The 26,217-nt window shown below is 66.3% G+C and carries 23 protein-coding genes and 1 tRNA gene; 15 read left to right on the forward strand and 9 right to left on the reverse strand.

Going from position 1 to position 26,217, the window contains the following annotated elements; all coding sequences use genetic code 11:
• Positions 1-137 precede the first annotated feature (137 nt).
• From GOACH_RS08635 to GOACH_RS08645, 3 genes are read left to right on the forward strand one after another with little or no spacing between them, the layout of a single operon-like run.
• The gene (locus GOACH_RS08635; RefSeq protein WP_005173510.1) at positions 138-413 is read left to right on the forward strand and encodes a phosphopantetheine-binding protein; all 276 of its coding nucleotides are present in this window, start codon (positions 138-140) and stop codon (positions 411-413) included.
• A complete protein-coding gene (locus tag GOACH_RS08640) occupies positions 410-1,930 on the forward strand; it encodes a tryptophan 7-halogenase (protein ID WP_005173512.1) in 1,521 nt (506 codons plus the stop codon). The genes GOACH_RS08635 and GOACH_RS08640 overlap by 4 nt, the downstream gene beginning before the upstream one ends.
• 16 nt (positions 1,931-1,946) lie before the next feature.
• Complete coding sequence (locus GOACH_RS08645; RefSeq protein WP_005173514.1) at positions 1,947-3,197, forward strand: cation:proton antiporter; 1,251 nt, start codon at positions 1,947-1,949, stop codon at positions 3,195-3,197.
• On the opposite strand, the gene GOACH_RS08650 is transcribed toward GOACH_RS08645, so the two are convergent.
• Entirely contained in the window at positions 3,156-4,415 is a 1,260-nt protein-coding gene (locus tag GOACH_RS08650) for an isochorismate synthase (RefSeq protein WP_005173517.1), read from the reverse strand. The genes GOACH_RS08645 and GOACH_RS08650 overlap by 42 nt on opposite strands.
• A gap of 151 nt (positions 4,416-4,566) precedes the next feature.
• Between GOACH_RS08650 and GOACH_RS08655 the strand changes: the two genes are divergently transcribed.
• The gene (locus GOACH_RS08655; protein WP_005173518.1) at positions 4,567-5,880 is read left to right on the forward strand and encodes a lysine N(6)-hydroxylase/L-ornithine N(5)-oxygenase family protein; all 1,314 of its coding nucleotides are present in this window, start codon (positions 4,567-4,569) and stop codon (positions 5,878-5,880) included.
• A 20-nt stretch (positions 5,881-5,900) separates the two neighbouring features.
• Positions 5,901-6,764, forward strand: a complete 864-nt coding sequence (locus tag GOACH_RS08660) for a siderophore-interacting protein (protein ID WP_005173521.1) — start codon at positions 5,901-5,903, stop codon at positions 6,762-6,764.
• Between the two features lie 62 nt (positions 6,765-6,826).
• On the opposite strand, the gene GOACH_RS08665 is transcribed toward GOACH_RS08660, so the two are convergent.
• Positions 6,827-7,879, reverse strand: a complete 1,053-nt coding sequence (locus tag GOACH_RS08665; RefSeq protein WP_005173523.1) for a nucleoside hydrolase — start codon at positions 7,877-7,879, stop codon at positions 6,827-6,829.
• A 45-nt stretch (positions 7,880-7,924) separates the two neighbouring features.
• Here GOACH_RS08665 and GOACH_RS08670 point away from each other — a divergent pair, with 45 nt between their 5' ends.
• Positions 7,925-8,848 (forward strand): mechanosensitive ion channel family protein, encoded by a 924-nt coding sequence (locus tag GOACH_RS08670; protein ID WP_052003943.1) that lies wholly within the window; start codon positions 7,925-7,927, stop codon positions 8,846-8,848.
• An 82-nt stretch (positions 8,849-8,930) separates the two neighbouring features.
• Here the strand turns inward: GOACH_RS08670 and GOACH_RS08675 are convergent.
• Positions 8,931-9,016 (reverse strand) — tRNA-Leu (locus tag GOACH_RS08675).
• A gap of 97 nt (positions 9,017-9,113) precedes the next feature.
• On the opposite strand from GOACH_RS08675, the gene GOACH_RS08680 reads away from it, so the two are divergent.
• Positions 9,114-10,472: a M20/M25/M40 family metallo-hydrolase gene (locus tag GOACH_RS08680; protein WP_005173527.1), complete on the forward strand. Its 1,359-nt coding sequence runs from the start codon at positions 9,114-9,116 to the stop codon at positions 10,470-10,472.
• Positions 10,473-10,516: 44 nt separating this feature from the next.
• On the opposite strand, the gene GOACH_RS08685 is transcribed toward GOACH_RS08680, so the two are convergent.
• Positions 10,517-11,827: a D-arabinono-1,4-lactone oxidase gene (locus GOACH_RS08685; RefSeq protein ID WP_005173530.1), complete on the reverse strand. Its 1,311-nt coding sequence runs from the start codon at positions 11,825-11,827 to the stop codon at positions 10,517-10,519.
• On the reverse strand, positions 11,824-13,113 hold the full coding sequence (locus GOACH_RS08690) for an alanine racemase (RefSeq protein ID WP_005173532.1): 1,290 nt from the start codon (positions 13,111-13,113) through the stop codon (positions 11,824-11,826). Before GOACH_RS08690 ends, GOACH_RS08685 begins: the two co-directional genes overlap by 4 nt.
• 246 nt (positions 13,114-13,359) lie before the next feature.
• Between GOACH_RS08690 and GOACH_RS08695 the strand changes: the two genes are divergently transcribed.
• Complete coding sequence (locus GOACH_RS08695; RefSeq protein ID WP_005173535.1) at positions 13,360-13,905, forward strand: YbhB/YbcL family Raf kinase inhibitor-like protein; 546 nt, start codon at positions 13,360-13,362, stop codon at positions 13,903-13,905.
• Between the two features lie 8 nt (positions 13,906-13,913).
• Here the strand turns inward: GOACH_RS08695 and GOACH_RS08700 are convergent, their stop codons facing one another.
• Genes GOACH_RS08700 through GOACH_RS08710 form a run of 3 tightly spaced genes read right to left on the reverse strand, consistent with a single transcriptional unit; the run spans position 13,914 to position 16,437 of the window.
• Complete coding sequence (locus tag GOACH_RS08700) at positions 13,914-15,017, reverse strand: quinone-dependent dihydroorotate dehydrogenase (RefSeq protein WP_005173538.1); 1,104 nt, start codon at positions 15,015-15,017, stop codon at positions 13,914-13,916.
• On the reverse strand, positions 15,011-15,319 hold the full coding sequence (locus tag GOACH_RS08705; protein WP_005173541.1) for a DUF5703 family protein: 309 nt from the start codon (positions 15,317-15,319) through the stop codon (positions 15,011-15,013). Before GOACH_RS08705 ends, GOACH_RS08700 begins: the two co-directional genes overlap by 7 nt.
• Positions 15,319-16,437: a YncE family protein gene (locus GOACH_RS08710; RefSeq protein ID WP_005173544.1), complete on the reverse strand. Its 1,119-nt coding sequence runs from the start codon at positions 16,435-16,437 to the stop codon at positions 15,319-15,321. The genes GOACH_RS08705 and GOACH_RS08710 overlap by 1 nt, the downstream gene beginning before the upstream one ends.
• Positions 16,438-16,554: 117 nt before the next feature.
• On the opposite strand from GOACH_RS08710, the gene GOACH_RS08715 reads away from it, so the two are divergent.
• The 6 genes from GOACH_RS08715 (at position 16,555) to GOACH_RS08740 (ending at position 21,613) form a co-directional block, all read left to right on the forward strand.
• Complete coding sequence (locus GOACH_RS08715; protein WP_005173547.1) at positions 16,555-17,397, forward strand: undecaprenyl-diphosphate phosphatase; 843 nt, start codon at positions 16,555-16,557, stop codon at positions 17,395-17,397.
• Between the two features lie 43 nt (positions 17,398-17,440).
• Positions 17,441-18,283 carry an MSMEG_4193 family putative phosphomutase gene (locus GOACH_RS08720; RefSeq protein ID WP_040518053.1) on the forward strand — a complete coding sequence of 281 codons (843 nt, stop codon included), beginning with the start codon at positions 17,441-17,443 and terminating at the stop codon, positions 18,281-18,283.
• A gap of 25 nt (positions 18,284-18,308) precedes the next feature.
• A complete protein-coding gene (locus GOACH_RS08725; RefSeq protein ID WP_005173554.1) occupies positions 18,309-19,043 on the forward strand; it encodes a DUF3090 domain-containing protein in 735 nt (244 codons plus the stop codon).
• A 5-nt stretch (positions 19,044-19,048) separates the two neighbouring features.
• Positions 19,049-19,903 (forward strand): SCO1664 family protein, encoded by an 855-nt coding sequence (locus GOACH_RS08730; protein ID WP_005173556.1) that lies wholly within the window; start codon positions 19,049-19,051, stop codon positions 19,901-19,903.
• A 99-nt stretch (positions 19,904-20,002) separates the two neighbouring features.
• Positions 20,003-21,256, forward strand: a complete 1,254-nt coding sequence (gene mshC, locus GOACH_RS08735; RefSeq protein WP_040518054.1) for a cysteine--1-D-myo-inosityl 2-amino-2-deoxy-alpha-D-glucopyranoside ligase — start codon at positions 20,003-20,005, stop codon at positions 21,254-21,256.
• Between the two features lie 48 nt (positions 21,257-21,304).
• A complete protein-coding gene (locus GOACH_RS08740; RefSeq protein WP_005173561.1) occupies positions 21,305-21,613 on the forward strand; it encodes a hypothetical protein in 309 nt (102 codons plus the stop codon).
• Positions 21,614-21,662: 49 nt separating this feature from the next.
• On the opposite strand, the gene GOACH_RS08745 is transcribed toward GOACH_RS08740, so the two are convergent.
• Positions 21,663-22,541: a PAC2 family protein gene (locus GOACH_RS08745; RefSeq protein ID WP_005173563.1), complete on the reverse strand. Its 879-nt coding sequence runs from the start codon at positions 22,539-22,541 to the stop codon at positions 21,663-21,665.
• Between the two features lie 51 nt (positions 22,542-22,592).
• Between GOACH_RS08745 and metH the strand changes: the two genes are divergently transcribed.
• Positions 22,593-26,204, forward strand: coding sequence for a methionine synthase (gene metH, locus GOACH_RS08750; protein ID WP_005173578.1), 3,612 nt, complete (start codon positions 22,593-22,595; stop codon positions 26,202-26,204).
• Positions 26,205-26,217 lie beyond the last annotated feature (13 nt).

Here is a 26,217-nt window from a genome sequence, read left to right on the forward strand (position 1 = left end):
CAACCATGGGTATTTAGCTTACCCTAGCCTTATCTAGACAGCGGGGTCGCCCGACGTTATCGATTTGGTAAGCCTATGCTTACCAGAGAACGAGCTCCGATGCTCGCCCATCACTGCAGGTCACGAGAGAGGACGGCATGGCCACAACGAACACGGTACTCACCCGAGAACGGATCATCGCCGACATCGCGGGCATCCTCGGCGTGGCCGAGCACGAAATAACCGATGACACAAACGTTCTCGACGTCGGTCTCGACTCGGTGCGACTGATGTCACTGATCGAGCGCTGGCGTGCAGCAGGCGCACACCAGGCGGATCTGGTGAGCATGGCCGCTGACCCCGTCGTGGGTTCGTGGATTCGGGAACTCACTACTGAGAGCGCATCCGTCGAGCACGGGGGAGGACAGCGGTGAGCCGCACAGCGCAACCCGCCACAGAGACCGCCGACGTCGTCGTTGTCGGAGGCGGGCCGGGAGGTTCGACGGTCGCCACACTGCTGGCCCGCAGCGGGCACCGCGTCGTGCAACTGGAGAAGGAGTCGTTCCCGAGGTATCAGATCGGCGAATCCCTGCTTCCGTCAACGATTCACGGCGTCTGTCGGTTGCTCGGCGTCGACGAGGAGATCAAGAACGCAGGCTTCATGCACAAACGCGGCGGCAGCTTCCGCTGGGGGAAAAATCCCGTGCCGTGGAACTTCCTCTTCGCCATCTCACCGGAATTCGCAGGGGAGGGGTCCTACGCGTACCAGGTCGAGCGCATGAAGTTCGACCAGATCCTGCTCGAGAACGCTGCCGATCAGGGTGTCGATGTGCGCCAGCGCAGCCGGGTGACCACAACGGTTACCGACCATTCCGGACGGGTCACCGGCATTCGGTACGTCGACTCCGACCGGGTCGAGCATCAGATCAACGCAAGATTCGTCGTCGACGCCTCGGGCAACACCACACGATTGTCGAAGTACGCAGGCTCAGAACGGATCTACTCCGACTTCTTCCAGAATGTCGCGGTGTTCGGGTACTTCGAGAACGGGAAGCGATTCCCCGCGCCGGACAGCGGCAACATCCTGTGCGCGGCATTCGACGAGGGCTGGATGTGGTATATCCCGTTGTCGGACACCCTCACCAGTGTTGGTGCAGTCATCTCGCGCGAGAAGGCAGAGCATGCGCTCAACGCGCAAGAAGAGACCCTGCTGCACTATGTCGATCGATGCGAGATCGTGAAGGACATGCTCGCCGACGCCACACGGGTCACCGAGGGCACCTACGGCCAGATCCGTATTCGCAAGGACTACTCGTATGCCAACACACGCTTCTGGGGCAACGGCATGGTCCTCGTCGGTGATGCGGCATGCTTCATCGATCCCGTGTTCTCCACCGGAGTTCATCTCGCGACGTATTCCGGTGTACTGGCTGCACGGTCGATCAACAGCGTCCTGGCAGGTGCGCTGACCGAGGAACGTGCGTTCACAGAATTCGAAGGCCGCTACCGCCGCGAATACGCCGTGTTCTACGAATTCCTGTCGGCCTTCTACGACATGGAGCAGTCGGAGGACTCGTACTTCTGGAAGGCGCGCAAGGTGACGAACTTCGATCGCAACGACATGACCGCGTTCGTCTCACTCGTCGCGGGTGCCTACTCTGGTGAACAAGCCCTGACCGACCCGGATCAGATCGTCGAGCGGTTCTCTGCATCGACTGCTGCTCTCACCGCGGCAGCCGAGCGAACCGGTGGCATGGACACCGACTCGGGCCAGCGGATGGGCCACCTCTTCGGCACTCCCGTCGTACGTGAGGTCATGGAGGAGATGAACGCGCTACAGGCGCGCGCAGCGATCGGCACCGACGGGAGCGAGCCGCCGTTGCTCGACGGCGGTCTGGTCCCGTCGGCAGACGGCCTGAGCTGGGCCGAACCGGCTTCGGCTCCCGTCTGACCGGCCAGGCCGCGCCATGCTGACGGCACTGGCAGTGGTCCTCGGCACGGCGGTCGTGTGCGGCGCGATCGCGCGTCGACTCGGATTCCCATCGATGGCAGGCGAATTGGTTGCGGGTGTCCTGCTCGGACCCTCGGTGCTCGGCCTGATCGCCCCACACGTGACCGGAATGGTCGTCGATGCCGAGGGCACGCCGAACGTGGCGATATCCGCGGTCGGTACCCTCGCCGTCGTCCTGCTCGTCGGCCTCGCCGCGACAGAACTCGACGCCCGGTTCCTGCGCACCTACGCAGGCACGATCGGCACGGTGGGCATCGTCGCGTTCGTGATCCCACTCGCGGTCGGCATCGGTATCGGATTCGTCCTGCCATCCCGGTTTCTTGGAGATGGCGCGCACACAGCACAATTCGCGGTCCTGCTCGGCCTCGCGATGTCGGTCAGCGCGATCCCTGTCATCGCGAGCATTCTCGGCGAGCTGAGTCTGCTTCGCACGACGCTCGGTCGGCTCGTCCTGTCGGTGGGGACCGTGACCGACCTCGCGGCCTGGGTGGCACTCGCGGCGGTGTCGGCACTGGCGACGGTCGGCCTTCGTGGCTGGCACCTGCCTCTGACGCTTGTCGCCGTGGCGGGGTCGGTGGGGGTGGCGTTGATCGCACGGCCGATCCTCGGACACCTGATGACCCGATTCGAGACCGCGGGCCACGACACGCAATCGGCAGCAGTGATGGTGATCGCGATGATCGCAGGTGCCGCAGCGACCGACGCCATGCACCTCGATGCCGTTCTCGGTGCCGTACTGGCAGGCATCGCGTGTGGTCGGCGCCCGGAGCGGGTCGTTGCGCCGCTCCGGATGGTCACCGCGACGGTTCTGGCGCCGGTCTTTCTCGCCTCGGCAGGGCTGCACGTCGATCTGCGTGCTCTCGCATCCCCCGCGGTGGCGGGAATCGCCATCGGCGTCATCACCGCGGCTGTCGTCGCGAAGCTGGTCGGCGGCTACCTCGGTGCACGGCTTGCCCGCAGGCCCCGATGGGAGTCGGTGGCCATCGCTAGTGGACTCAATGCACGCGGTGTGGTCGAGATCATCATCGCGACAACCGCATTGGGTCTCGGCATCTTCAGCGAGGAGACCTACATGATCGTCGTCGTCATGGCGGTACTCACGTCGGTGATGGCGGGACCGATGGTCGCGGCGGCCGCGCGCCGATGGCGTCCGGGTGCCGGTGGGTCAGTCCTCGTCGGCGCCGAGCGCCCGCAGCACGGTACGTAGCTTGGCCGTCGTCTCGGTGACCTCGGCGTCGGGATCCGACTCGGCGACGATGCCGCCCCCGGCCCAGGTCGTCACGTCGCCGGTGCGCGAATCGATCTCGGCACAGCGGATGGCGACCAGCCACTCGCCGTCTCCTGAGCTCAGCGTCCCGGCCATGTCCCGCCGATCCGACACGGTCGCGCCGTCCGCTCCGCGGTACTCGCCGGGGCGGGTACCGGGCGCGAGCTCTCCGAGACACCACCCGACGGCTCCGCCGTAGAAGCCGCGGTCGCCCTCCGTCGCGCGGATGTATTCGCGTGCGGTGTCGGTGGGTGTTCCGCACACGGCAGGCGTGGGGTGGACGGCGATCGCGAGATCCAGGGCGGTGGTCGAGGCGTCGGCAAGTTCACCGACGATGGGGGTCCCGAGGTGCCACATCGTCGACGTACGCACGATCGATGGTGCCTCGGGAACATCGAGGTGGCTGCACAATGGCGTAAGTGCACTCCGCAGGGCTTCGATGACGAAGCTGTGCTCGCCGAGATCTTTGGCGGAGGAACTCAATGTTCTCGCTCGCTCGGTGTCGACGGTCGGATCGCGATGGCGAGCCGCCGAACCGGCAAGGGGGTGCGCGCTGACCCGTGTGCCACGCCTGCGGACGAGAACCTCGGGGCTCGCACCTACGAGATACCGGCCGTGGTAGGCCGCGCCTGCGGGAGCGAGGCTCGTGCGAAAGATGCCGGATTCGGGGTTTTGCGTGGCGAGGGCTGCACACAACAGCTCGGGAGATAGGTCTGCGCTGTGTAACAACAGTTTTCGCGCCAACACCACCTTGGCGAGTGGACTCGCCGGATCAGCGAGTACCGCCACCGCCGCGTCGACGCGCTCGCGGTGCTCGGTGGGCCGCGGTTCCGCTGCGACGATGTTCGCGCTCACGGCCCCCTGTGTGGCTGTCCAGGTGGTGGGCCGCGGCTCGAAGCACACGTGCGCGGGAGCGGTCAGTGCGCTCGGTGTGCGTGAGTCGAATGCAAGCGCTCCGACGATGGCCGCGTGGTCGCCGCGCGCGAGCGACTCGGCGGCGAGACGAGGATCGTCGAAAGACGGCAACCCGCCGCGTGCAGAGCACAGGTGATCCGAGCCGGCGAACGCGAAATGCTCGGCAGGGCCGGAGAATTGCTCAGCACGCACGGCATGACGGGCAGAATCGTCCGACTGTTCTGTCGAACTCGAAAGAGTCATGATGTCGGTCGTCCTCCTCATTCGAAACGGATTCGACGTGCGATGTGCGCCGTAGGGGGCACGTGATGGCGAACTAATGATTAGGTTAGACTTACCTAGCATTACGTGCGGCGGTGGCCCACGGACATCAGGACGATCTAGGGAGTGGCGCGTGTGTAGTGAGCGGAACTCCGAACTCGATATCGCTGGCATCGGATTCGGACCCTCGAACCTGGCCCTGGCCATCGCGGTCGAGGAACACAACACCTCGAGCACGACCCGTGAGCGCGGCATCACCGCCCGGTTCTTCGAGAAGAAGCCCCGGTTCGGATGGCACCCCGGAATGCTGCTTCCCGGCGCGACCATGCAGGTGTCTTTTCTCAAAGACCTGGTGACGCAACGGAACACATCGAGTTCGTATTCGTTTCTGAATTACCTCGCCGAGCATGACCGACTCGGTCACTTCATCAATCGGCAGGACTTCTTCCCGCTGCGCGTCGAATTCCACGACTACCTGCGCTGGGCGGCCGACCGTCTGTCGATCCCGGTCGACTACGGCTGCGAGATCACCTCGGTGACGTTCATGGACGGCGCGTTCGACATCACCTCCGCATCGGGCGAGCGGGTCCGCGCACGCAACCTGGTGCTCGGCGGAGGGCTTCGGGCCAAACTGCCCGCGGGCGTCGTCGCCGGCCGACGCGTGTTCCACAACCATCACGTACTGCCGAACCTCGCGCAGTTGCCGCCGCTGACGCATCGCAGATTCGCGGTGATCGGCGCGGGCCAGAGCGCCGCGGAGGTCGCGGCCCACCTACACGAGACGACGGACGCCGAGGTGCATGCCGTGTTCTCCAAGTACGGCTACACCCCTGCCGACGACAGTCCCTATGCGAACCGCATCTTCGACTCCGACGCCGTCGACGAGTACTTCTCGGCCGAGCCCGCCTGGCGCGACCGACTCCTGCAGTACCACCGCAGCACCAATTACTCGGCCGTGGATCCGGTCCTGATCACCGATCTCTACGGGCGCGAGTACAGCGAACGCGTATCGGGGCGCCGCCGCCTGTTCGTGCACGGCGCCACCGAGGTCACCGATCTCGACGAGACCGCCGACGGCGCACGGTTGCGGATCGCACATCGCACGACCGGCGAAGAACTCGACCTCGAGTGCGATGCCGTGGTGTTCGCAACGGGATTCGAGCCGACGCCGGTCTCGGACATGCTCGGTGATCTCGCCGCGTACTGCGCGGCCGACCAGCACGGTCGACCCGTACTCGACCGCGCGTACCGTCTGCAGACGTCACCGGAGATCACCGGGCAGATCTTCGTACAAGGAAACTCCGAACACACACACGGACTCACGTCGACGCTACTGTCGAACGTGGCCATCCGATCGGGGGAGATCCTCGACGCTATCACTGACCGGGGGCTGCCCGAACCGATAAAGACGGCCGTACCAGCTGGCCAGAGCGCTGCCGGCGCCTAAGTTTTGGAGAGGTGAGAATTGTGACCGGGTCACAGACCGTCGGTGGGCAGGACACCACACCCCACCCGACCGAGATCACGTTGACCATGTACGACCTGCTGCCCCGGACGGTCGAGGTGATCGAGACAATCGATCTGAGTCCGGACATGCGTCGGGTGCGCTTCGCGATCAGTGCGCCGGAGAGCTTCATCGTCGTGCACATGGCACCCGACGACCACATCAAGCTGTTCTTTCCCGACCCGGAGACCGGCGAGATCGTCATGCCCGGTGTCGGCGCCGACGGCATGCGGTTGCCGACCGAGGGAAGATTCCCCATCTATCGCGACTACACGATCCGCGCCTTCGACCGCGATCGCGGCGTGCTCGACATCGACTTCGTCCTGCATGATCACGGCGTCGCGGGGAAGTGGGCCGGACAGGCGGTCGCGGGCGATCGGCTCGGCATGCTCGGCCCGCGCGGTTCGCACATCTATCCGACAGGTTATGACTGGTACCTGCTCGGCGCCGACGACACCGCGCTACCGGCACTTGCGCGCTGGCTCGAGGAGCTGCCCGCCGACAAGCCGGTGATCGCATTCGCCGAAGTCACGGGACCGGACACCGAGATCGAGCTTCCCGAACGTCCGAATGCCCGCGTCCACTTCGTCCACCGTGGCGCCGACCAGTCCGGCCGGGGAACCAACCTCTTGCGTGCTCTGCAGCAGCTGGATCTCCCCGAGGGCGACTTCTACAGCTGGTTCGCCGGTGAGGCGTTGTCGCTCAAGCCGATCCGCCGTCACCTACGACGCGAACTCGGTCGGTCCAAGGGCTCCGTCAAGGTGGACGGCTACTGGCGCACAGGAACGGTCAACCTCGACCATCACGTCGAGGACGACGACTCGTAGCGTCGGACGGCACGACTGGCACATGCCCCACCGGGCCTCGGCAACCGGAGTAGGCGCCGGTACTACCTCGAACTCGACGTCTCGCTCGCTCCGCCCATCTGCCGGGCAAACGACGCGATCGTCTCGATGAGGTGATCGAACACGGCGTCGACGTCGGTGGCGGTGGCGATGCGGGCATTCGGCGGTCCACCCCACATGCCGCGTTCGTCGGACACGGTCATCCCGCGGGTGAGTGCACCGATGAGTTCGACGCCGACCTGGGCGGGGACGGTCTCGGCCAGCGACGGATCGAGCGCGACCATCGCGGCGAACGGGTCGTGCAGGTGGGCCAGGTAACCCTCGTCGTGGGCATGGTGGAATTCCAGGTAGAAGCGCATCGCGTCGACGAGGTGGCGCACGATCGGATTGTCGGCGACCGATCGGGTGCCCGGTTCGTCCGTCGGGTCGAGATATTCGACAGGACTACTACCTGCGGCCGCTGCGAGCCGCACGAGGTGATCGGGGAGTAGGGCGACCGTCTCGGTCAGGTCGAGCGGACACACGATCGGCGCAGGCGCTCCGTCGACGCCGAACGCCGCGAAGACCTCGGCAGCCGCCTCGGGGTCGACGGCGACATTCCATTCCGCAACAGGCGTGGTGTTGCCGTGCGCATGGAACGCGCCGCCCATGATCACCAGTCGGCGGAGTCGTCGCGGGAGTGTCGGGTCCCGGCGGATCGCGGTGGCCAGTGACGTGAGTGGCCCTGTGACGAGTCCCACCAGCTCACCGTCGTAGGCGTGGGCGGCGTCGAGCCATGCGTCCGGCCCATCGGTGTCGGCGACGACGACGTCGGGTGTGGGAAGTTCTGCATACCCGACCCCGAGTGGTCCGTGGGTGTCCTCGGTGGTCATCAGCGCTGCCATCAGCGGGCCGTCCGGCCCTCGATGCACCGGGATGTCGCCGCGACCGCACAGCGACAGCCAGGCCAGGTTGTTGGCGGTCACCACATCGACGGGAACATTGCCTGCGGTACTCGTGATGCCGACGATGTCGACGTCGGTGCGCGCAAGGAGATACAGCAGTGCGACGGAGTCGTCGATGCCGGTGTCGCAGTCGAAGAACAGTCGCTGAGTCACGTCACAATTCTGGCGGATTCGTGTCGAATACGTACGGTCGGGTTCATGGCAACGTACACAACGGCTTTCGAATGGACGGAGACAAATCGAGAATGGCTGATCGAGAATCCGATCAGGATCGTCGGATACGTGATCGTCGCATTGGTGGTGCGGTTCGTCTGCAACCGGCTGATCGACCGCGTCACACGTCGGCAACCGGGCCCCAAGGGGTCGGTCCCACCGCTGCTACGGCACCTGCGTGACCGTGCGCCGTCGGGGGCCAGCAGGGCGGTGATCAACGAGCGACGCGCGCAGCGCGCCCGCACCATCGGGTCGGTACTGAAATCGGTCGTGTCCATCGTTCTGCTCACCTGGGTCGTGCTGGCCATTCTGTCGGTACTCGGGGTCAACATCGCCCCCTTCATCGCCTCCGCCGGGGTGATCGGTCTCGCGATCGGGTTCGGCGCGCAGAATCTGGTCCGTGACTTCGTCACGGGGATCTTCATGCTCCTCGAGGACCAGTACGGGGTGGGCGACGTCGTCGACCTGGGGGAGGCCGTCGGGGAGGTCGAGTCCGTCGGACTGCGGATCACGACGATTCGCGACGTCGACGGCACGCTCTGGTACGTCCGCAACGGTGAGATCGCGCGTGTCGGCAACATGAGCCAGGAGTACGCCGTCGCCCGCGTGGAGGTGCCGGTCGCACTCACCGCCGACGTCGACAGGGCGCAGAAGGTCGCACTCGACGCCGCGAACGAGGCCGTCGAATCGGAGTCGCTCGCAGACGACGTCAGCGGAGAACCCGAGATGCTCGGTGTCCAGGAACTCTGTGCCGACCAGTTGACCCTGCGCATGACCGTGACGACGCGACCCAACTCGCAGTGGAAGGTCCAGCGCACCCTGCGTCGGGAGATCCTGCGGGCCTACGACGAGAACGGCATCGAACTGCCGTACCCGCGCGGCCAGCTGATCACCACCTCACCGAACTGACCCGCGTCCTCGCACGTAGGCAACACATGCGTGGAGAGACGACAAGAGCCCGCCGGGACATTCTCCCGGCGGGCTCTTTCGGTGTCCGAGGGGGGACTTGAACCCCCACGCCCGTTAATAGGGCACTAGCACCTCAAGCTAGCGCGTCTGCCATTCCGCCACTCGGACTCAGTGCTTCGGTACTCGCGGATTTCTCCGTTCCGCACCGGGCCGGATAACACTAACCGAGGTTGCCCCCGTATCCCAAATCCCGTAGGAGTGAGGGGTGACTTCGGAGCCCGAGAACCCCGCCGCGACCATCAAAGCCGTCGACGAAGTCGTCGACATCGTGAGCTCACTGATTCGCTTCGACACCACCAACACCGGCGAGCCCGAGACGACGAAAGGCGAGGAAGACTGCGCCAAGTGGGTCGCGGGCATGCTCGAGGAGGTGGGCTACACCACCCAGTACGTGGAGTCCGGACGTCCCGGGCGGGGCAACGTCTTCGCACGCCTCGCCGGTCCGCCCGACTCCGACCGCGGAGCCCTGCTGGTACACGCGCACCTCGACGTGGTGCCGGCCGAACCGGCCGACTGGAGCGTCCATCCGTTCTCGGGTTCGATATCCGACGGATACATCTGGGGGCGTGGCGCCGTCGACATGAAGGACATGGCGGGCATGGCGCTCGCGCTGGCGCGACAGTTCAAACGAGACGGCACCGTACCCCCGCGCGAACTGGTCTTCGCATTCCTGGCAGACGAGGAGGCAGGCGGGACGTGGGGATCGCACTGGCTCGTCGAGCACCGGCCGGACCTGTTCGATGGCATCACCGAGGCCGTCGGCGAGGTCGGTGGTTACTCGCTCACCGTTGATCGTCCCGATGGCACGCAGCGCCGCCTGTACCTGGTGGAGACGGCAGAGAAGGGCTTGTCGTGGATGCGGCTGACAGCAGAGGCCAGCGCTGGCCACGGGTCGTTTCTGCATTCGGACAACGCTGTCACCGAGATCGCCTCGGCGGTCGCGCGCATCGGCAATCACACGTTCCCGCTCGTCATCAGCGATTCGGTGGCCGAATTCCTCGAGGCCGTGTCAGAGGAGACCGGCTGGGATCTGGGCCCGGACACGCCCGATCTCGAGACCGCGCTGTTCAAACTGGGCAGTCTCGCCCGGATCCTTGGTGCGACGCTGCGTGACACGGCGAACCCGACCATGCTCAAGGCCGGCTACAAGGCCAATGTCATCCCGCAGAAGGCCGAGGCCGTCGTCGACTGCCGCGTACTGCCGGGACGCCAGAAGGCGTTCGAGGCCGAGATCGACGACCTGATCGGCCCCAACGTGCGTCGCGAGTGGATCACGCACCTCGACTCCTACGAGACGACCTTCGACGGACATCTCGTCGACGCGATGAACGACGCCATCCTCGCCTACGACGACGCCGGCCGGACCGTGCCCTACATGATGTCGGGCGGCACCGACGCCAAGGCCTTCGCCAAGCTGGGAATCCGATGCTTCGGCTTTGCGCCCCTGCAGCTGCCGCCCGAACTCGACTTCGCCGCGCTCTTCCACGGCGTCGACGAACGGGTGCCCGTGGAGTCGGTGCTGTTCGGCACCCGTGTGTTCGAGCACTTTCTGCATCACAGCTGAGCGGTCCCCCGACCTACTGTTCAGCTGCGAAGCAGAGCGTCGGTTCAGTCTCCGAGCACGCGCCGCAGGTAGTCGTTGCCGAAGACCCGCTCGGGATCGTACTTGTCCCGGATGGCGAGGAAGTCGGCGAACCGCGGGTACTCGCCGCGGAAGTACTCCGCGTCGCGGGTGTGCAGTTTGCCCCAGTGCGGGCGGCCGTGGTGGGCCACCATGATCTCCTCGACGTCGGCGAAGAAGGCCGAGATGTCTGCGGGATCGTCGCGATGGTAGCGATGAACCGCGACGTAACCGGTCGTGCGGCCCGACGCGGTGGACAGCATCAGATCATCGGCCGCCGCCGCACGTACCTCTACCGGGAAGCTGACCCTGTATCCCTTCCGTGTGATGAGCTTGTCGATCTCGTTGAGCACCTCGGCGACGGCCGGCAGTTCGACGGCGTACTCCATCTCGCGGAAGCGCACATCACGGATCGACGCGAATACCTCCGCCGATGGTGCCGTGTACGTGCGCTCCGAGAGTGCCCGGCTGGCAACCCGATTGAGTGCCGGAACGACGGCGGGCACCCGGCGCCCCGCCTCGCAGACGACTCCGTAGACCTTGTTGCTGATCAGTTCGTCGTCGATGTATCTGCGTACCTTGCCGGGGCCGCTACGAGCCGTGTCTGCGGGAAGCCGGGTGTTCGTCTTGGCCAAGGCGCGACGGGTGTGGGGGAACCAGTAGAACTCATGATGGTCGAAGGATTCGACGCGGTCGAGGAACCCGCCGATGGCATCGTCGACGTCGAGCGGCTCGTCGTGTGCGCGAAGACTGAACGCATCGACGCAGTCGATGGTGACGTCGACGACGACCCCGAGAGCCCCCAGACCCAGTGCCACAGCGCGCAGTTCGTCGTCGTCCTCGGTCAGCGTGACCACGTCGCCGGTGCCTGTGACGAGTGTCGCACCGACAATCTGGGTCGAGATCCCACCGAAGCGCAGGCCCGTGCCGTGGGTGCCCGTCGAGGTTGCTCCGGTGATCGTCTGGCGGTCGATGTCGCCGAGATTGCGCATCCCCAGTCCGTGTGAAGCGAGCAGTGCCGGGATCTCGTGCAGCCGCGTTCCCGCGCGCAACGTGACCCGATGCCCGTCGACGGCGACCACCCCGCGCAGGGCAGACATATCGAGCTGGATGCCTTCGGGCACACCGATCGCGGTGAAGCTGTGGCCGGAACCGATGGGCTTCACGCGGGTGCCGTCGCCGGCAGCGCCTGCGATGAGCTCCGCGATGGCGTCGACGCTCTCCGGTCTCGCCACAGTTGTTGTGGCGGACTGGTTTCCGCTCCAATTGCGCCACTGCGTGCGCGTCTGTGTTGTCACAGGTAGCACTTTCCTTCCCCTCGATATGTCGGAACAAGATCGACGACGCGAGCACGTCCGTTCTCTTCGCGCCCGATCAGCGCGACGGTTCTCGCGCGCTCGCACACCTCGCCGGACTTGGTGTGGCGGAACCAGACTCGATCGCCCGGAACGAGACTCGACGCTGCGTCGCCGGTCAGGGGCGTCTGCACCTCGCCCGCCGCTTCGGTGCCGATGTACGACAGTCCTGCGGGCCACACCGGCCGCGGCAGCCGGTCGGGTGCAGGCGGTCCCGACGCGATCCACCCTCCGCCCGCGCAGGTGATGATCCTCCGCGCAGGCCTGCGCGTCACGTCGAGACCGAACGTCAGCGCCGGAGCGGGCTGGAAGCGCCGATAGCCGTCGAACAGGTGGCCGCCGAAAAGCCCACTGCCCGCGGCGATATCGGTGACCGATGAGTCGCGTGCGGTCTCCTCGAGGGAGCCGGTCCCGCCTGCGTTGACGATCTCGATGTCGGCGAGTTCTCGCAGCGACGAGATGATCGCACCCCTGCGGCGCCGCAGCTCGATCATCGACACCCGTTGCATCGCGCGGGTCGCCGCGTTCATCAGCGGTGTGCCGTCGACGTCGTCGGCAACACCCGCGACCTGGGCCTCGTACGACATCACGCCGACGAGTGCGAAACCCCTGCGCGCGACGATCGCGCGCGCAAGGGTCAACGCCGCAGCACGATCGTGGACGGGGGAGCGTCGTACACCGAGGTGAATGCGACCTCGCAGCAGCCGAAGCGACGCGTCGAGGTCGATGGCGACGCGGACCGGGCGACGGCGTTCGGGGGAGCAGACGGAATCGATGAGATCGAGCTGGGCGATGTCGTCGACGAGAAGGGTGACCCGGGTCAGCGCCACCTCGTCGGCGAGCAGCTCGGCGAGCGCGGAGCGTCGCACCGTCGGATACCCGAGAAGCACGTCGGAGATGTTCGACTCGGTGGCCAACCAGCGCGCTTCGGCGACGTCGTAGGCGAGTACGCCCGCGAAGCCGTCGCGGGCGACCACGTCGTCGATGATCGACCGCACCCGAAGTGACTTGCTGGCCAGCCGGATCGGGACGCCGCCGGAGCGGGCACGCAGGTCGGCGATGTTGTGCTCGAGCGCCACGAGATCCAGCGCGAGTACCGGGGCGTCGAGCCCGGCATCGCGCACCGCGGCGTCGATCTCCCTGTGGTATCCGGCCGGATCAGTCAACCACGGTTGCGGCACCGTGGCCGGGGTCGACGAGGGGGTTGCCACCTGCTCCAGCTTGCCCATGTGTGCTGCTCCCAGTGATGTCGTCGGGTGGGCTCGCTCCGTGACGCCCAAAGTTGACCATTTGGTCAACTGACGGTACTACACACCGGTCGACCGCGAGAGGCGAAGATGGATCTGTGTCTCCTGGCTCGATCCGACGTCGTGACGGGGCGAGGTCGACCTCGGCGGCAGCGCAGCGGATTAGACTCGCGAACGAGTCCACGCACGCTCGGCCATCCGGCCGCACTCGCGAGAGAAAGGTGTTCGATGACCTCGTACGATCCCTACGCAGACCTCCCGAGCCTGCCGACGTTCACGCTGACGTCGGAGAATGTCACCGACGGTGCGCCGTTGGCGAGCCCCCAGGTGAGCGGAATCATGGGCGCAGGCGGTGAGGATACGTCGCCGCAACTCTCGTGGTCCGGATTTCCTTCGGAGACAAAGAGTTTTGCGGTCACGGTCTATGATCCCGACGCCCCGACCGCTGCCGGTTTCTGGCACTGGGCGGTCGCCGACATCCCGGCTTCGGTGACCAGCCTCGTCGAAGGTGCGGGAGACGAGTCAGGCAGCGGCATCCCGTCGGGGGCGGTGACCCTGGCCAACGACGCCTCGCTGAAGCGATTCGTCGGAGCGGCTCCGCCGCCCGGGCACGGACCGCACCGCTACATGATCGTGGTGCACGCCGTCGACGTCGAGTCGCTCGAACTGCCCGAGAACGCGACGCCTGCGTACCTCGGCTTCAATCTGTTCTCCCATGCGATCGGACGCGCCCGCATCATCGGCACCCACGAGCAGCCCGCCGAGAACGTCTGAGTCGACGATCAACCGCGTGTCGCGCTGCCGACCGCCTCGGAGATGCTCGCGAATCCGGCGGCGCGCACGCGGGCTGCGAGTCCCTCGTGGATCTCTCGCAGCCGGACCGGCCCGCCGTAGATGAAGCCGGTGTAGATCTGCACAAGGTCGGCGCCCGCGCAGATGCGTTCCCACGCCTGGTCGGTCGTTTCGATGCCGCCGACGCTGATCAGCGCCAGCCGGCCGCCGACGCGAAAGTGTAAGCGACGCAAGACGTCCAGGGACCTGTCGGCGAGCGGCGCTCCGGAGAGCCCACCGGGTCCCATCGCCGCCACCTCGTCGGCCGGGGTTCGCAGACCGTCCCGCGAGATCGTCGTGTTGGTCGCGACGATGCCCGCCAACCCCAGATCGACGGCCAGATCGGCGACCGCGTCGATATCGGCGTCGGCGAGGTCGGGGGCGATCTTGACGAGGACGGGGACCGATACCTCGTCGAGCACCGCGGCGAGGATGGGACGCAGCGAGTCGACGGCCTGCAGGTCACGCAGTCCCGGCGTATTCGGGGAACTCACATTGACGACGACGAAATCGGCATGCGGACCCAGCAGACGAGCCGAGAAGCGGTAGTCGTCCACGGCGCCGTCGAGCGGGACCACCTTGGTCTTTCCGATGTTCGCCCCGACCGGGACCGCCAGACCCCGCGCGTGCGCTGCGATGAGGTTGTCAGCGGCCGCTGCGGCGCCCGGGTTGTTGAACCCCATCCGGTTGATGAGCGCACGGTCGGCGGGCAACCGAAACAACCGAGGTGGGGGATTACCCGGTTGCGCCTGGCCGGTGACGGTGCCGACCTCGGCGTAACCGAAACCCAGCAGTCCCCAGGCGTCGGCGGCAGCCGCCGACTTGTCGAAGCCCGCCGCCAGCCCCACCGGACCCGGAAAGGTGACCCCGAAAACGTTCTGGCGCAACACCGGGTCGGGGACTGCGAACATCCGCGCGAAGAGGGTTCGTGCGACGCCGAGCCGCGTGGTGGCCCGAATCGAGGCCATGATGATCGAGTGGATGCGCTCGGGCGAGAGCAGGAACATCACCTTCAGCGCGAGCGGATAGGCAGCCCGGTTGATGCGGGTCAGCATGCCTGGGCGCTCCCGCCGGTGAAGTCCTCGCCGCCTCGGCCCCGTGGCGGCTTCTTCCGTCGCAACAGCACCTTGCGGGTGCCGTCTGTGTAGAGCCTCACCCGGGACAGTTCCCACCCGCCGAACTCCGCTTCGAGCGACAACCGCATCGACGCGGTGACCCTGGTGATGTCGGGCGGAAGCTTGATCAACATGGTCTCGACATCCTCCGAGGTGACCTCCCAGCCACGCGGGTAGCGCGCTCCGATACGCGCGCTGGTGCGGTGATGTCGGGGAATGCCGTGACGGCCCGGACCCGACATCAGCGTCCCGCCTCGCGCGGCGCTGCGGAAGGGCTACTCACCGGAACACCTTGGGCGTACGGCGGACCGACGACCTGTACGCCACCATCGCGAGCCGACAGGACGTAGACGGTGCCGGACGCATCGTCGACGGTGAGAGCGTCGGGTTGGGCAACAGAGGCGAAGCGATGCTTTTCGACGGGCTCACCACCGGCAAGGTCATACGCCACCACCTCGTTGTTCGCCGTCGTCGAGACCCACAGGAGATTGTGGATGTCGTCGTAGTCTACGGCGTACGGCCCGTTGGGGACGGGATAGCGGAAGCGCATCACCAGCGGCGACCCGAAGAATCCGATGATCTCGTTGTCGCGCGTGTTGGCCACGAGTATCCGTCCGTAACGATCGACCGTGGCCTGCGTCGCACCGTTACCCGCACGCAGCGCCGCACCGAACTCGCCGGTGGAGATGTCGACCGGGGTGACCGACGACTGCGCTTTGTCGAGGACGACGACCTGCTCGCCGGGCAGATCGGCGCCTGCGGGCGAGACCGTGATGGCGTCGACGCCGACGAACCCACCGATGTCACGGAGTTGCTTGAAGGCCTCGTCGAAGACCACGAGGTGGCCATTGCCGGTACCGACCAGGATCTTCCCGGCCTTGGTACGAGCCAGAGCGGTCGGCTCCGAGATCGAGGTACTCGCCGACGTGACTGCGCCGTCGCCGCCGATGCGTACGAGCGTCTCGGGCCCCGCGCCGACGAACTCACCGTCGCCCGACCCGATCAGGCGGGTGAGGCGGGGGGTCCGGATGGTGCTCGGCGCACGGGTGAGCGCATCGGTCGACAGTGTCAACACGGATGTGCCGTCGGCACCGAGGACGCCAAGGGATCCGCCCGACGCCGCGAGCGACGTGCTCCCGGCAGGCGTGGGTACGACGGTGCCGGCCGGTGCCGCGGCGGGACCGGCCGGGGAGACACTCGCACTTGCAGGCGCCACGGTTTCCTTCTTGGCGCCGTCGTCGCTGGACGACCCGCAGCCTGAGAGCACCAGCGACACTGCCACGAGTACGGCGACACCGCCGACCGACGCCGAGAGTCGGCGAGCAGTGGCGGTGTTCTCGACGAGCCGGAGTGAGCGCATGTGACCATCTTGCGCGACGCAGATCCGGCGCCGTTCGACAGGTCGGCCCCGTCGTTCGCCGAATCACACCCGGCACGACGCCGTCGGTGGGCCCGACGACCGGTAGCATCGTCGCCCGTGACCGAGACCATGACCTGGGCCCAGTCGATCGTGCTGGGAATCATCCAGGGCCTCACCGAGTTTCTGCCCATCTCGTCGTCGGCCCACCTGCGTATCGCCTCGGAGTTGATGTTCGGCGGCGACGCCGGGGCGTCGTTCACCGCGGTGATCCAGCTCGGAACCGAGGCAGCGGTCCTGGTGTTCTTCGCCCGCGACATCGGCCGGATCATCGCCGCCTGGTTTCGCGGACTGTTCAACGAACACGAGCGCAACCTCGACTACCGGATCGGATGGTATGTGATCTTCGCAACCATCCCGATCGGCATCATCGGTTTCCTGCTCAAAGACGAGATCCGCACAGCAGCACGCAATCTCTGGATCACCGCCATCGTGCTCATCGTGTTCTCGGGCGTGTTCTGGCTTGCCGAGCGTTTCGCCACCCAGTCACGCTCGATCGAGCAGCTCACGCTGCGAGACGGCCTGGTCATGGGACTCGCACAGTGTCTGGCACTGGTGCCGGGTGTCTCGCGGTCGGGTGCGACAGCCAGTGCCGGCCTGTTCCTCGGCCTCGAGCGCGAGGCGGCCTTCCGATTCTCATTCCTGCTCGCGATACCGGCTGTGCTGGCGTCGGGACTGTTCAGTCTTCCCGACGCTTTTCACCCGTCGGGGGACGGCATGGAGGCGACAGGCGCACAACTCGCGGTGGCGACACTCATCTCCTTCATCGTCGGCTACATCTCGATCGCGTGGTTGTTGCGCTTCGTCAGCGGTCATTCGCTCAACTGGTTCGGCGTCTACCGCGTGGCCCTCGGCCTCGTCGTCATCGGGCTGCTGTCAGCAGGTGTCATCAGCGCGACGTGACCTGGGCTGTGCCGTGACGCGCACAAGTGCCTATGGTTGAGGAATGACCGTGATCTTGGTGCGCCATGGCCGGTCGGTTGCCAACACCTCGGGCGTACTCGCCGGCCGCTCGCCGGGAGTCGCCCTCGACGACAAGGGACGCGCGCAGGCAGCGGAACTAGTGACGCGACTCGGCACATGCGTCGAGCAGATCACCGCGGTCGCCCGCTCACCGCTGCAACGGTGCGGTGAAACGGTCGCCCCGCTGCTCGCGGCCATCGCGGAGCAGACAGGTCGTGAGGTTCCCGAGGTGGTCGTCGACGACCTCGCCGAGGTCGACTACGGCAGTTGGACCAACCGACCGCTCAAAGACCTACTCACCGAACCGCTGTGGAAGGTGGTCCAACAGCACCCGTCTGCGGCTGTCTTTCCCGACGGCGAGGGGCTCTCCCAGGTGCAGTCCCGCGCCGTCGCCGCGATCAGAAGGCTCGATCGTGAACTCGGCGGGCCCGATGGCTCTGGCGTCTGGGTCGCCTGCTCGCACGGCGACGTGATCAAGTCGGTGATCTCCGACGCCATGGGCGCCCACCTCGACACCTTCCAGCGGATCGTGGTCGAGCCCGCATCGATCAGCATCATCCGGTACGGCGCAACACGCCCGTACGTGCAGACCGTCAACAACACCGCCGTCATCTCGATACCCTCGCCCCCGTCCACCACGAACGGCGCGGCAACCTCGGACGACGCGACGATCGGCGGAGAAACCGGGACCGACGAGGCCCGAGCACGACCCGCGGACGGTGTCGGGTCGTCGTCCGCGGACGCCGACGACGCCACCGCCCGAGGTGCCGATGGCACCGCCCGGAGACCTGCAACTTCTGCACAGGCTCCCGCCGGGCGCGGATAATGAACACACGAGAAGAGGAGGTGTGATGTCTCGAGCGATCCATGTCTTCCGCAGCCCGGACCGATTTGTCGCCGGTACCGTCGGGCAACCGGGCGACCGGACGTTCTACCTCCAGGCCGTCCACGAGGCGCGCATCATCAGCGTGCTGCTCGAGAAGCAGCAGGTACAGATCCTCGCCGACCGCATCGGTGCGCTCCTCGACGAGATCCACCGCAGGTTCGGTACCCCGATCCCGCCGCCGTCCGACCGCGTCGGCGACCTCAGCCCGCTCGTGATGCCGGTCGACGCCGAGTTCCGTGTCGGAACGATGGGGCTCGGGTGGGATGCAGAATCCGAGGCCGTCGTCGTCGAATTGCTTGCGATCACCGAGGGTGAGTTCGACGAGAGCGTCGTCCTCGACGACACCGATGAGGGACCAGATGCCGTGCGAGTGTTTCTCACCACGGAGGCGGCCCGGGAATTCGCAGCGCGGTCGTCGAGGGTCATCTCCGCGGGGCGCCCGCCGTGCCCGCTGTGCGCTGAGCCTCTCGACCCCGCAGGTCACCTCTGCGTCCGCACGAACGGTTTCAAACGCGACGCCGAGTTGAGCAAGTCCATCGAGTTCGTCGACCCCGAGGTGTTCCGCGACCTGTCACTCGGAGATGACAGCGGCCTCTACGACACCGACTCCGACAACGACACCGACTCCGACAACGACCAGACGGGCGGGGACGATCAGACAGGCGGGGGACCGAACCCCGACGACCCCGGGCGGGAGTGAGCGGGATGCCGGCGGGGCAGGCCGCTGACGAGCCCGAGACGGGTGGCATCGCATCCGGGGATGCGCTCCGCGAGGGCGAGCTGGTGATCGTCGGCCGCATTCCGACGGCGAGCAACGCGACCCTCGTCTGTGACGCCACGCTCGACGGTGCCGCGGCGCGATGTGTGTACAAGCCGGTTCGCGGTGAGGTACCGCTCTGGGACTTTCCCGACGGCACCCTGGCCGGCCGCGAGGTGGCCTCCTACCTCATCTCCGAGGCGCTCGGTTGGCACACCATCCCCACCACGGTCATGCGCGACGGCCCGCTCGGCCCCGGCATGGTCCAGCGCTGGATCGACACTCCCGACCCCGACTCAGGCGCTCTGCCCGCGACGCGCATCGACCTCGTGGACCTCTGCCCACCCGACACGGTTCCCGACAACTACCGCCCCATTTTGAGGGCCCTCGACCCGCTCGGCGAGCAAGTCGTGTTGGTCCACGCAGATGATCCGCGACTGCTGCGGATGGCAGTGCTCGACGTGATCATCAACAACGCCGACCGCAAGGGCGGACACGTACTCGAAGGCGTCGATGGCAATGTCTACGGCGTCGACCACGGAATCTGCCTGCACTCCGACGACAAGCTGCGAACCGTGCTGTGGGGATGGGCGGGTGAACCCATACCCGGCCACCTCATCGCGGATGTCGTCGACCTCGCCGAGGCATTGGAGTCCGACGACTCGCCCCTGCGTCGAGAACTCGCAACACACATCACCGACGACGAGATCGACGCCCTCACGCTGCGCGCCATCATCCTCGCCGAATCCGGAAGGCTCCCCATGCCGCCGCCTCATCGACCGATTCCGTGGCCGCCCTTCTGACGTGGCGCTCGACAGTTCTCGAAGCGCCTGAGGAGAGTCGACACCTGCACGCACAACCCCTGTTCGGTCGCTGTCACGGCGGCCAATACAGTGGGACATATGCATTCGTGGCCTGAACCGGCTGTGCCCACCGTCGACGGATCCGGGCCCGCGCTCCGCCTGTACGACACCTCGAGTCGCGCTGTCCGCCCTGTCTCGCCAGGGGCGACGGCGACGATGTACGTCTGCGGCATCACGCCTTACGACGCAACGCATCTCGGCCACGCGGCCACGTACCTCACTTTTGACATCGTCAACCGGGTGTTACGCGACCAGGGGCACGACGTGCACTACGTGCAGAACATCACCGACGTCGACGACCCGTTGTTCGAGCGTGCCGCTCGCGACGGCGTCGACTGGCGCGCACTCGGATCCGAACAGATCCAGCTCTTCCGTGACGACATGACGGCACTGCGTGTCCTGCCTCCGCGTGACTACATCGGCGCGATGGAGTCTGTCGACGAGGTCGTCGAGATGGTGGGAACACTGCTCGAATCCGGTGCGGCATACGTCGTCGATGACCCCGAGTTCCCGGATGTGTACTTCCGCTCCAACGCGACCGAGCAGTTCGGCTACGAGTCGGGTTATGACCGGGCGACAATGGAACGCTTCTTCGCCGAGCGCGGCGGCGATCCGGACCGACCCGGCAAACGTGACCGCCTCGACCCGGTGCTGTGGCGCGCAAAGCGTCCCGACGAACCGTCGTGGGAGTCGCCGTTCGGACCCGGGCGTCCGGGCTGGCACGTCGAATGCTCGGCAATCGCACTCAACCGCCTCGGCGTGGAATTCGACATCCAGGGCGGCGGAAACGACCTCATCTTCCCTCACCACGAGTTCTCCGCGGCGCATGGTGAGGCGTACACCGGTGAGCGACGCTTCGCGCGCCACTATGTGCACACCGGCATGGTCGGACTCGACGGCGAGAAGATGTCGAAGAGTCGGGGAAACCTGGTATTCGTGTCCGTCCTGCGACGCGCCGGTGAGAACCCGGCCGCCATCCGGCTGGCGTTGCTCGCCGAGCACTATCGCGCCGACCGCATGTGGAGCGATGCGGTTCTCGATGAGGGACGAGCCCGCCTGGGTCGCTGGCAGGCGGCAACGTCGGCCGAGACCGGACCCGACGCCGCGCCGATCATCGCGCGTGTACGCGAGCATCTCGCCGACGACCTCGACACTCCGAAAGCCCTCGATGCGATCGACGGGTGGTGTCGCGACGTCGAGCAGGGAATCGGGTTGTCGCCGACGGCCCCCCGTGACATCGCCACCGCCGTCGACGCACTCCTCGGCGTCCAATTGAACGACGGGACACAATGATCCGACTCGATTCGTAGGGCTGCGGCGACGCTTAGTAGAGTTCTCCGGGTGGCCCGCGTTCAGGAGATCCGACCCAGCACCGAATCCGGCGTGTACACCGTGATCACACGGACCTCGACGTATCTGCTCGACTTCAACGACATGACGCTGCTGCGGGCTCCCGGTGTGGGTGGCACCGACAGCGAGGAGTGGGCGGTCAGCAGGTTGCGTCGCGACTCGGAAGACATCCCGCTTCTGGGCGTGAAGTCGTGCCGTGTCGGCGAGTCCGCGCAGTTCTGGGTACGAGCCGCCGACGACCCGGATGTGCGCACCTGGCGCATCACGACGCCGGTTGTCTCGATAGAACGGATCGACTGAACTTTGTGCCCGACGTCGGTCGGGTCGGGGGTGCGTCGTGGTGCGGGTCTCAGGCCCCGAAGGGGCCAGGGCGACGCCGTTTGAGATATCGCTCGAACTCCGCAGCCAAGGCGTCGCCGTCGATCTTCGCCATCGCCTCGTCGGTGTCGAGTTCGGCGTCGCCACGCTCCTCGAGGCCGCGGACGTACTCGGCGATCTCCTCGTCGTCCTCGGTCATCTCGGTGACCGCCTCTTCCCACTCTTCAGCCTGCTCGGGGAGAGTGCCGAGCGGAACCTCGATGTCGAGAACCTCCTCGACCCGGTTGAGCAGCGCCACCGTCGCCTTCGGATTCGGCGGCGTCGACACGTAGTGGGGAACCGCGGCCCAGAAGGAGACCGCGGGCATGCCCGCCTGCACAAACAGATCCTGGAGCACGCCGGTGATGCCGGTCGGCCCCTCGTAGCGGTTCTCGGCGAGGTTGTAGCGCTCTGCCGCCTCACTGCTGTAAGCACTTCCGGTGACGGGGACCGGACGGGTATGGGGGGTGTCGGCGAGCAACGCGCCGAGCATCACCGTCGTCTCCACGCCCAGCTCATGCGCGAGGTCGACGATCTCGGCGCAGAAGGCACGCCAGCGCATGTTGGGTTCGATCCCGCGCACCAGTACGATGTCACGGTCGGTCCCGTCGGGGCTGCAATATGAGATGGACGTCGTCGGCCAGTCGATCCGACGGGTGACGCCGTCAACTTGCTTCACCGTGGGCCGATTGACCTGGAAGTCGTAGTAGTCGTCGGCGTCGATGTCGACGAGGGGGCGCGCATCCCAGGTCAACGCGAGATGCTCGACAGCACTGCTGGCCGCGTCTCCTGCATCGTTCCACCCCTCGAAGGCAGCCAGCAGGATCGGCCGGCGCAACCGGGGAAGGTTCGACAACTGCTCTGCGTTCACTGAACCAGCCTACGACCTGATCACAAGAGAGAGCGAACTACGCTGAGAACCATGTCCAACCCCATCCGCACCGACACCGACTTCGACACGACCTTCCTCACGGACATGTCGCGTCGCGTACTGATCGGCGACGGGGCCATGGGCACCATGTTGCAGGCCGCCGACCTGACGCTCGACGATTTCGACAACCTCGAAGGTTGCAACGAAATCCTCAACGACACCAGGCCCGACGTCCTCGCAGACATCCACCGGGCCTACTTCGAGGCAGGCGCCGATGCGGTGGAGACGAACACCTTCGGCTGCAATCTCTCGAACCTCGGCGACTACGACATCGCAGACCGCATCCGTGAACTGGCCTTCAAGGGCACCTCCATCGCCCGCGGTGTCGCCGACGAGATGGGTCCCTCGAGCGACGGGACCGGGCGTTTCGTGCTCGGATCGATCGGCCCGGGCACCAAACTGCCGAGCCTGGGCCACACCACGTTCGAAGCGATCCGCGACGCCTACGTCGAATGTGTCTCCGGGATGCTCGACGGCGGCGCCGACGCGATCCTCGTCGAGACCTCCCAGGACCTCCTGCAGGTCAAGGCAGCGGTCCTCGCCGCCAAGCGGGCGATGGCGCAACTGGGGCGTCGAATCCCGATCATCTCGCACGTCACGGTCGAGACGACCGGGACCATGCTGCTCGGTTCCGAGATCGGCGCCGCCCTGACCGCCATCGAGCCGCTCGGCGTCGACATGATGGGACTCAACTGCGCCACCGGGCCTGCCGAGATGAGCGAGCATCTGCGTTACCTGTCCCGGCACGCCAGAATCCCGGTGTCGGTCATGCCCAACGCCGGTCTGCCAGAACTCGGCCCCAACGGGGCGGTGTATCCGCTACAACCCGACGAGCTGGCGGAGTCGTTGGCGACCTTCGTCGGCGAGTTCGGACTGTCCTTCGTCGGGGGGTGCTGCGGTACGACGCCCGACCACATCCGCGAGGTCGCCGCCGCGGTCGCGGATGTGACGAAAGCCAGCCGGGCGCCGCAGCACGAGGCGGAGACCTCGTCGCTGTACACCGCTGTCCCGTTCGATCAGGACTCCAGCTTCCTGGTGATCGGAGAGCGCACCAATTCCAACGGCTCCAAGGCGTTTCGCGAGGCGATGATCGCCGAGGACTACCAGCGCTGCCTCGACATCGCCAAGGACCAGACGCGCGACGGCGCACACATGCTCGACCTGAACGTCGACTATGTCGGTCGCGACGGTGCCGCGGACATGACAGCGCTCGCCAGTAGGCTCGCGACGTCGTCGACGTTGCCGATCATGCTCGACTCCACCGAACCCGACGTGATTCGCGCAGGGTTGGAGACGCTTGGCGGTCGGTGCGCCGTGAACTCGGTCAATTACGAGGACGGCGACGGCCCCGACTCGCGGTTCGCGCGCATCATGCGACTGGTCGTCGAACATGGGGCCGCGGTGGTCGCGCTGACCATCGACGAGGAAGGCCAGGCGCGTACCGCCGACTGGAAAGTCCGTGTGGCGGAACGACTCATCGCCGACATCACCGGCAACTGGGGACTCGCCGAGGAGGACATCATCCTCGACACGCTGACCTTCCCGATCTCGACAGGCCAGGAAGAAGTCCGCAAGGACGGGATCGAGACCATCGAGGCGATCCGTCGTCTGCACGAGTCCCATCCGGAGGTGCACTTCACCCTCGGTATCTCCAACATCTCGTTCGGCCTCAATCCCGCTGCGCGACAGGTGCTCAACTCGGTCTTCCTGCACGAATGCGTGCAGGCGGGACTCGACACGGCGATCGTGCACGCGTCGAAGATCCTGCCGATGGCGCGAATCCCAGAGGAACAGCGTGAGGTGGCGCTCGACCTCGTCTACGACCGCAGACGGGCGCGCGGGACGAACGGGGAGGACGATCCGGGCTACGACCCGCTCCAGAAGCTCATGGAACTCTTCGAAGGCGTGTCGGCGGCGTCGGCGCGCGAGTCTCGTGCAGCCGAACTGGCGAAGCTGCCGCTCTTCGAGCGTCTCGAGCGCCGCATCGTCGACGGCGAGCGCAACGGGCTCGAGGCCGACCTCGACGAGGCGATGACCCAGAAGCCGCCGTTGGAGATCATCAACGAGACCCTGCTGTCGGGAATGAAGACCGTCGGCGAGCTCTTCGGCTCCGGTCAGATGCAGTTGCCGTTCGTGTTGCAGTCGGCCGAGGTCATGAAAACCGCTGTGGCACACCTTGAACCGCACATGGAGGCCACCGGCGAGGACGGCAAGGGGCGCATCGTCCTGGCCACGGTGAAGGGTGACGTCCACGACATCGGCAAGAACCTCGTCGACATCATCCTGAGCAACAACGGTTACGAGGTCGTCAACATCGGTATCAAACAACCGATCTCGACGATCCTCGAAGTGGCCGAGGACAAGCGTGCCGACGTGATCGGTATGTCGGGACTGCTCGTGAAGTCGACGGTCGTGATGAAGGAGAACCTCGAGGAGATCAACGCCAGAGGACTCGCCGACAACTATCCCGTGCTGCTCGGCGGAGCCGCACTGACGCGCTCCTACGTCGAGAACGATCTGTCGGAGACCTACGAGGGCGACGTGCACTACGCGCGCGACGCGTTCGAGGGTCTGCGACTGATGGACGACATCATGGCGCTCAAACGCGGCGGGGGATCGGTGCCGGAGAGCGCCGACTCGATTGCAGCCGCTCAGAAAGCCGCCGAACGCAAGGCACGCCACGAGCGCTCGAAGCGCATCGCCGCCAAGCGCAAGGCCGCCGAGACACCCATCGAGGTCCCAGCGCGCTCGGACGTGGCCGCCGACAACGACGTTCCGACCCCGCCGTTCTGGGGGACGCGCATCATCAAGGGCGTGCCGGTCGCCGACTACCGCCAGTTACTCGACGAACGGGCGCTCTTCCTCGGCCAATGGGGGTTGCGCGGCGCACGCGGCGGCAACGGTCCGTCGTACGAGGAGCTCGTCGAGACCGAGGGCCGCCCCCGGTTGCGGTACTGGATCGACAGACTCTCCACCGAGGGCATCCTGCAGCACGCGGCCGTCGTCTACGGGTATTTCCCGGCGGTCAGCGAGGGCGACACCGTGCATGTGTTGACCGAACCGCGCCCGGATGCGCCTGTGCGCCACAGTTTCTCGTTCCCGCGGCAGCAACGCCCGAACTTCCTCTGCGTCGCAGACTTCATCCGTTCACGCGAGGATGCCGTTGCCAAGGGGCAGGTCGACGTCCTGCCGTTCCAGCTCGTCACGATGGGGCAGCCGATCGCCGACTTCGCCAACAAGCTCTTCGCCGACGACGCCTATCGCGACTACCTCGAGGTCCACGGAATCGGTGTCCAGCTCACCGAGGCTCTGGCCGAGTACTGGCACCAGCGGGTGCGCAGCGAACTGATGGTGGGCGACAGGTCGCTGGGAGCCGAGGACCCCGACGCCGCGCAGGGCTTCTTCGACCTCGAATACCGCGGGGCCCGGTTCTCCTTCGGATACGGCGCCTGCCCGAACCTCGACGACCGCGCGACGATGATGGAGTTGCTCGAACCCGAGCGTATCGGCGTCGAACTATCGGAGGAGTTGCAGCTGCATCCCGAGCAGTCGACCGACGCCTTCGTGCTGCATCACCCGGAGGCCAAGTACTTCAACGTGTGATCGCGCGAGACCC

Source organism: Gordonia aichiensis NBRC 108223, assembly GCF_000332975.1.
In the GTDB taxonomy this organism is placed as follows: domain Bacteria; phylum Actinomycetota; class Actinomycetes; order Mycobacteriales; family Mycobacteriaceae; genus Gordonia; species Gordonia aichiensis.

Bases quoted from the DNA above. Each gene is read 5' to 3' on its own strand.
- GOACH_RS08710 (WP_005173544.1), bottom strand. From the start codon at position 16,437: ATGCGCTCACTCCGGCTCGTCGAGAACACCGCCACTGCTCGCCGACTC.
- mshC (WP_040518054.1), top strand. From the start codon at position 20,003: ATGCATTCGTGGCCTGAACCGGCTGTGCCCACCGTCGACGGATCCGGG.
- GOACH_RS08695 (WP_005173535.1), top strand. From the start codon at position 13,360: ATGACCTCGTACGATCCCTACGCAGACCTCCCGAGCCTGCCGACGTTC.
- GOACH_RS08725 (WP_005173554.1), top strand. From the start codon at position 18,309: ATGTCTCGAGCGATCCATGTCTTCCGCAGCCCGGACCGATTTGTCGCC.
- GOACH_RS08700 (WP_005173538.1), bottom strand. From the start codon at position 15,017: ATGCTGACCCGCATCAACCGGGCTGCCTATCCGCTCGCGCTGAAGGTG.
- GOACH_RS08650 (WP_005173517.1), bottom strand. From the start codon at position 4,415: ATGACTCTTTCGAGTTCGACAGAACAGTCGGACGATTCTGCCCGTCAT.
- GOACH_RS08690 (WP_005173532.1), bottom strand. From the start codon at position 13,113: ATGGGCAAGCTGGAGCAGGTGGCAACCCCCTCGTCGACCCCGGCCACG.
- GOACH_RS08730 (WP_005173556.1), top strand. From the start codon at position 19,049: ATGCCGGCGGGGCAGGCCGCTGACGAGCCCGAGACGGGTGGCATCGCA.
- GOACH_RS08635 (WP_005173510.1), top strand. From the start codon at position 138: ATGGCCACAACGAACACGGTACTCACCCGAGAACGGATCATCGCCGAC.
- GOACH_RS08645 (WP_005173514.1), top strand. From the start codon at position 1,947: ATGCTGACGGCACTGGCAGTGGTCCTCGGCACGGCGGTCGTGTGCGGC.
- GOACH_RS08670 (WP_052003943.1), top strand. From the start codon at position 7,925: ATGGCAACGTACACAACGGCTTTCGAATGGACGGAGACAAATCGAGAA.
- metH (WP_005173578.1), top strand. From the start codon at position 22,593: ATGTCCAACCCCATCCGCACCGACACCGACTTCGACACGACCTTCCTC.
- GOACH_RS08705 (WP_005173541.1), bottom strand. From the start codon at position 15,319: ATGTCGGGTCCGGGCCGTCACGGCATTCCCCGACATCACCGCACCAGC.
- GOACH_RS08720 (WP_040518053.1), top strand. From the start codon at position 17,441: ATGACCGTGATCTTGGTGCGCCATGGCCGGTCGGTTGCCAACACCTCG.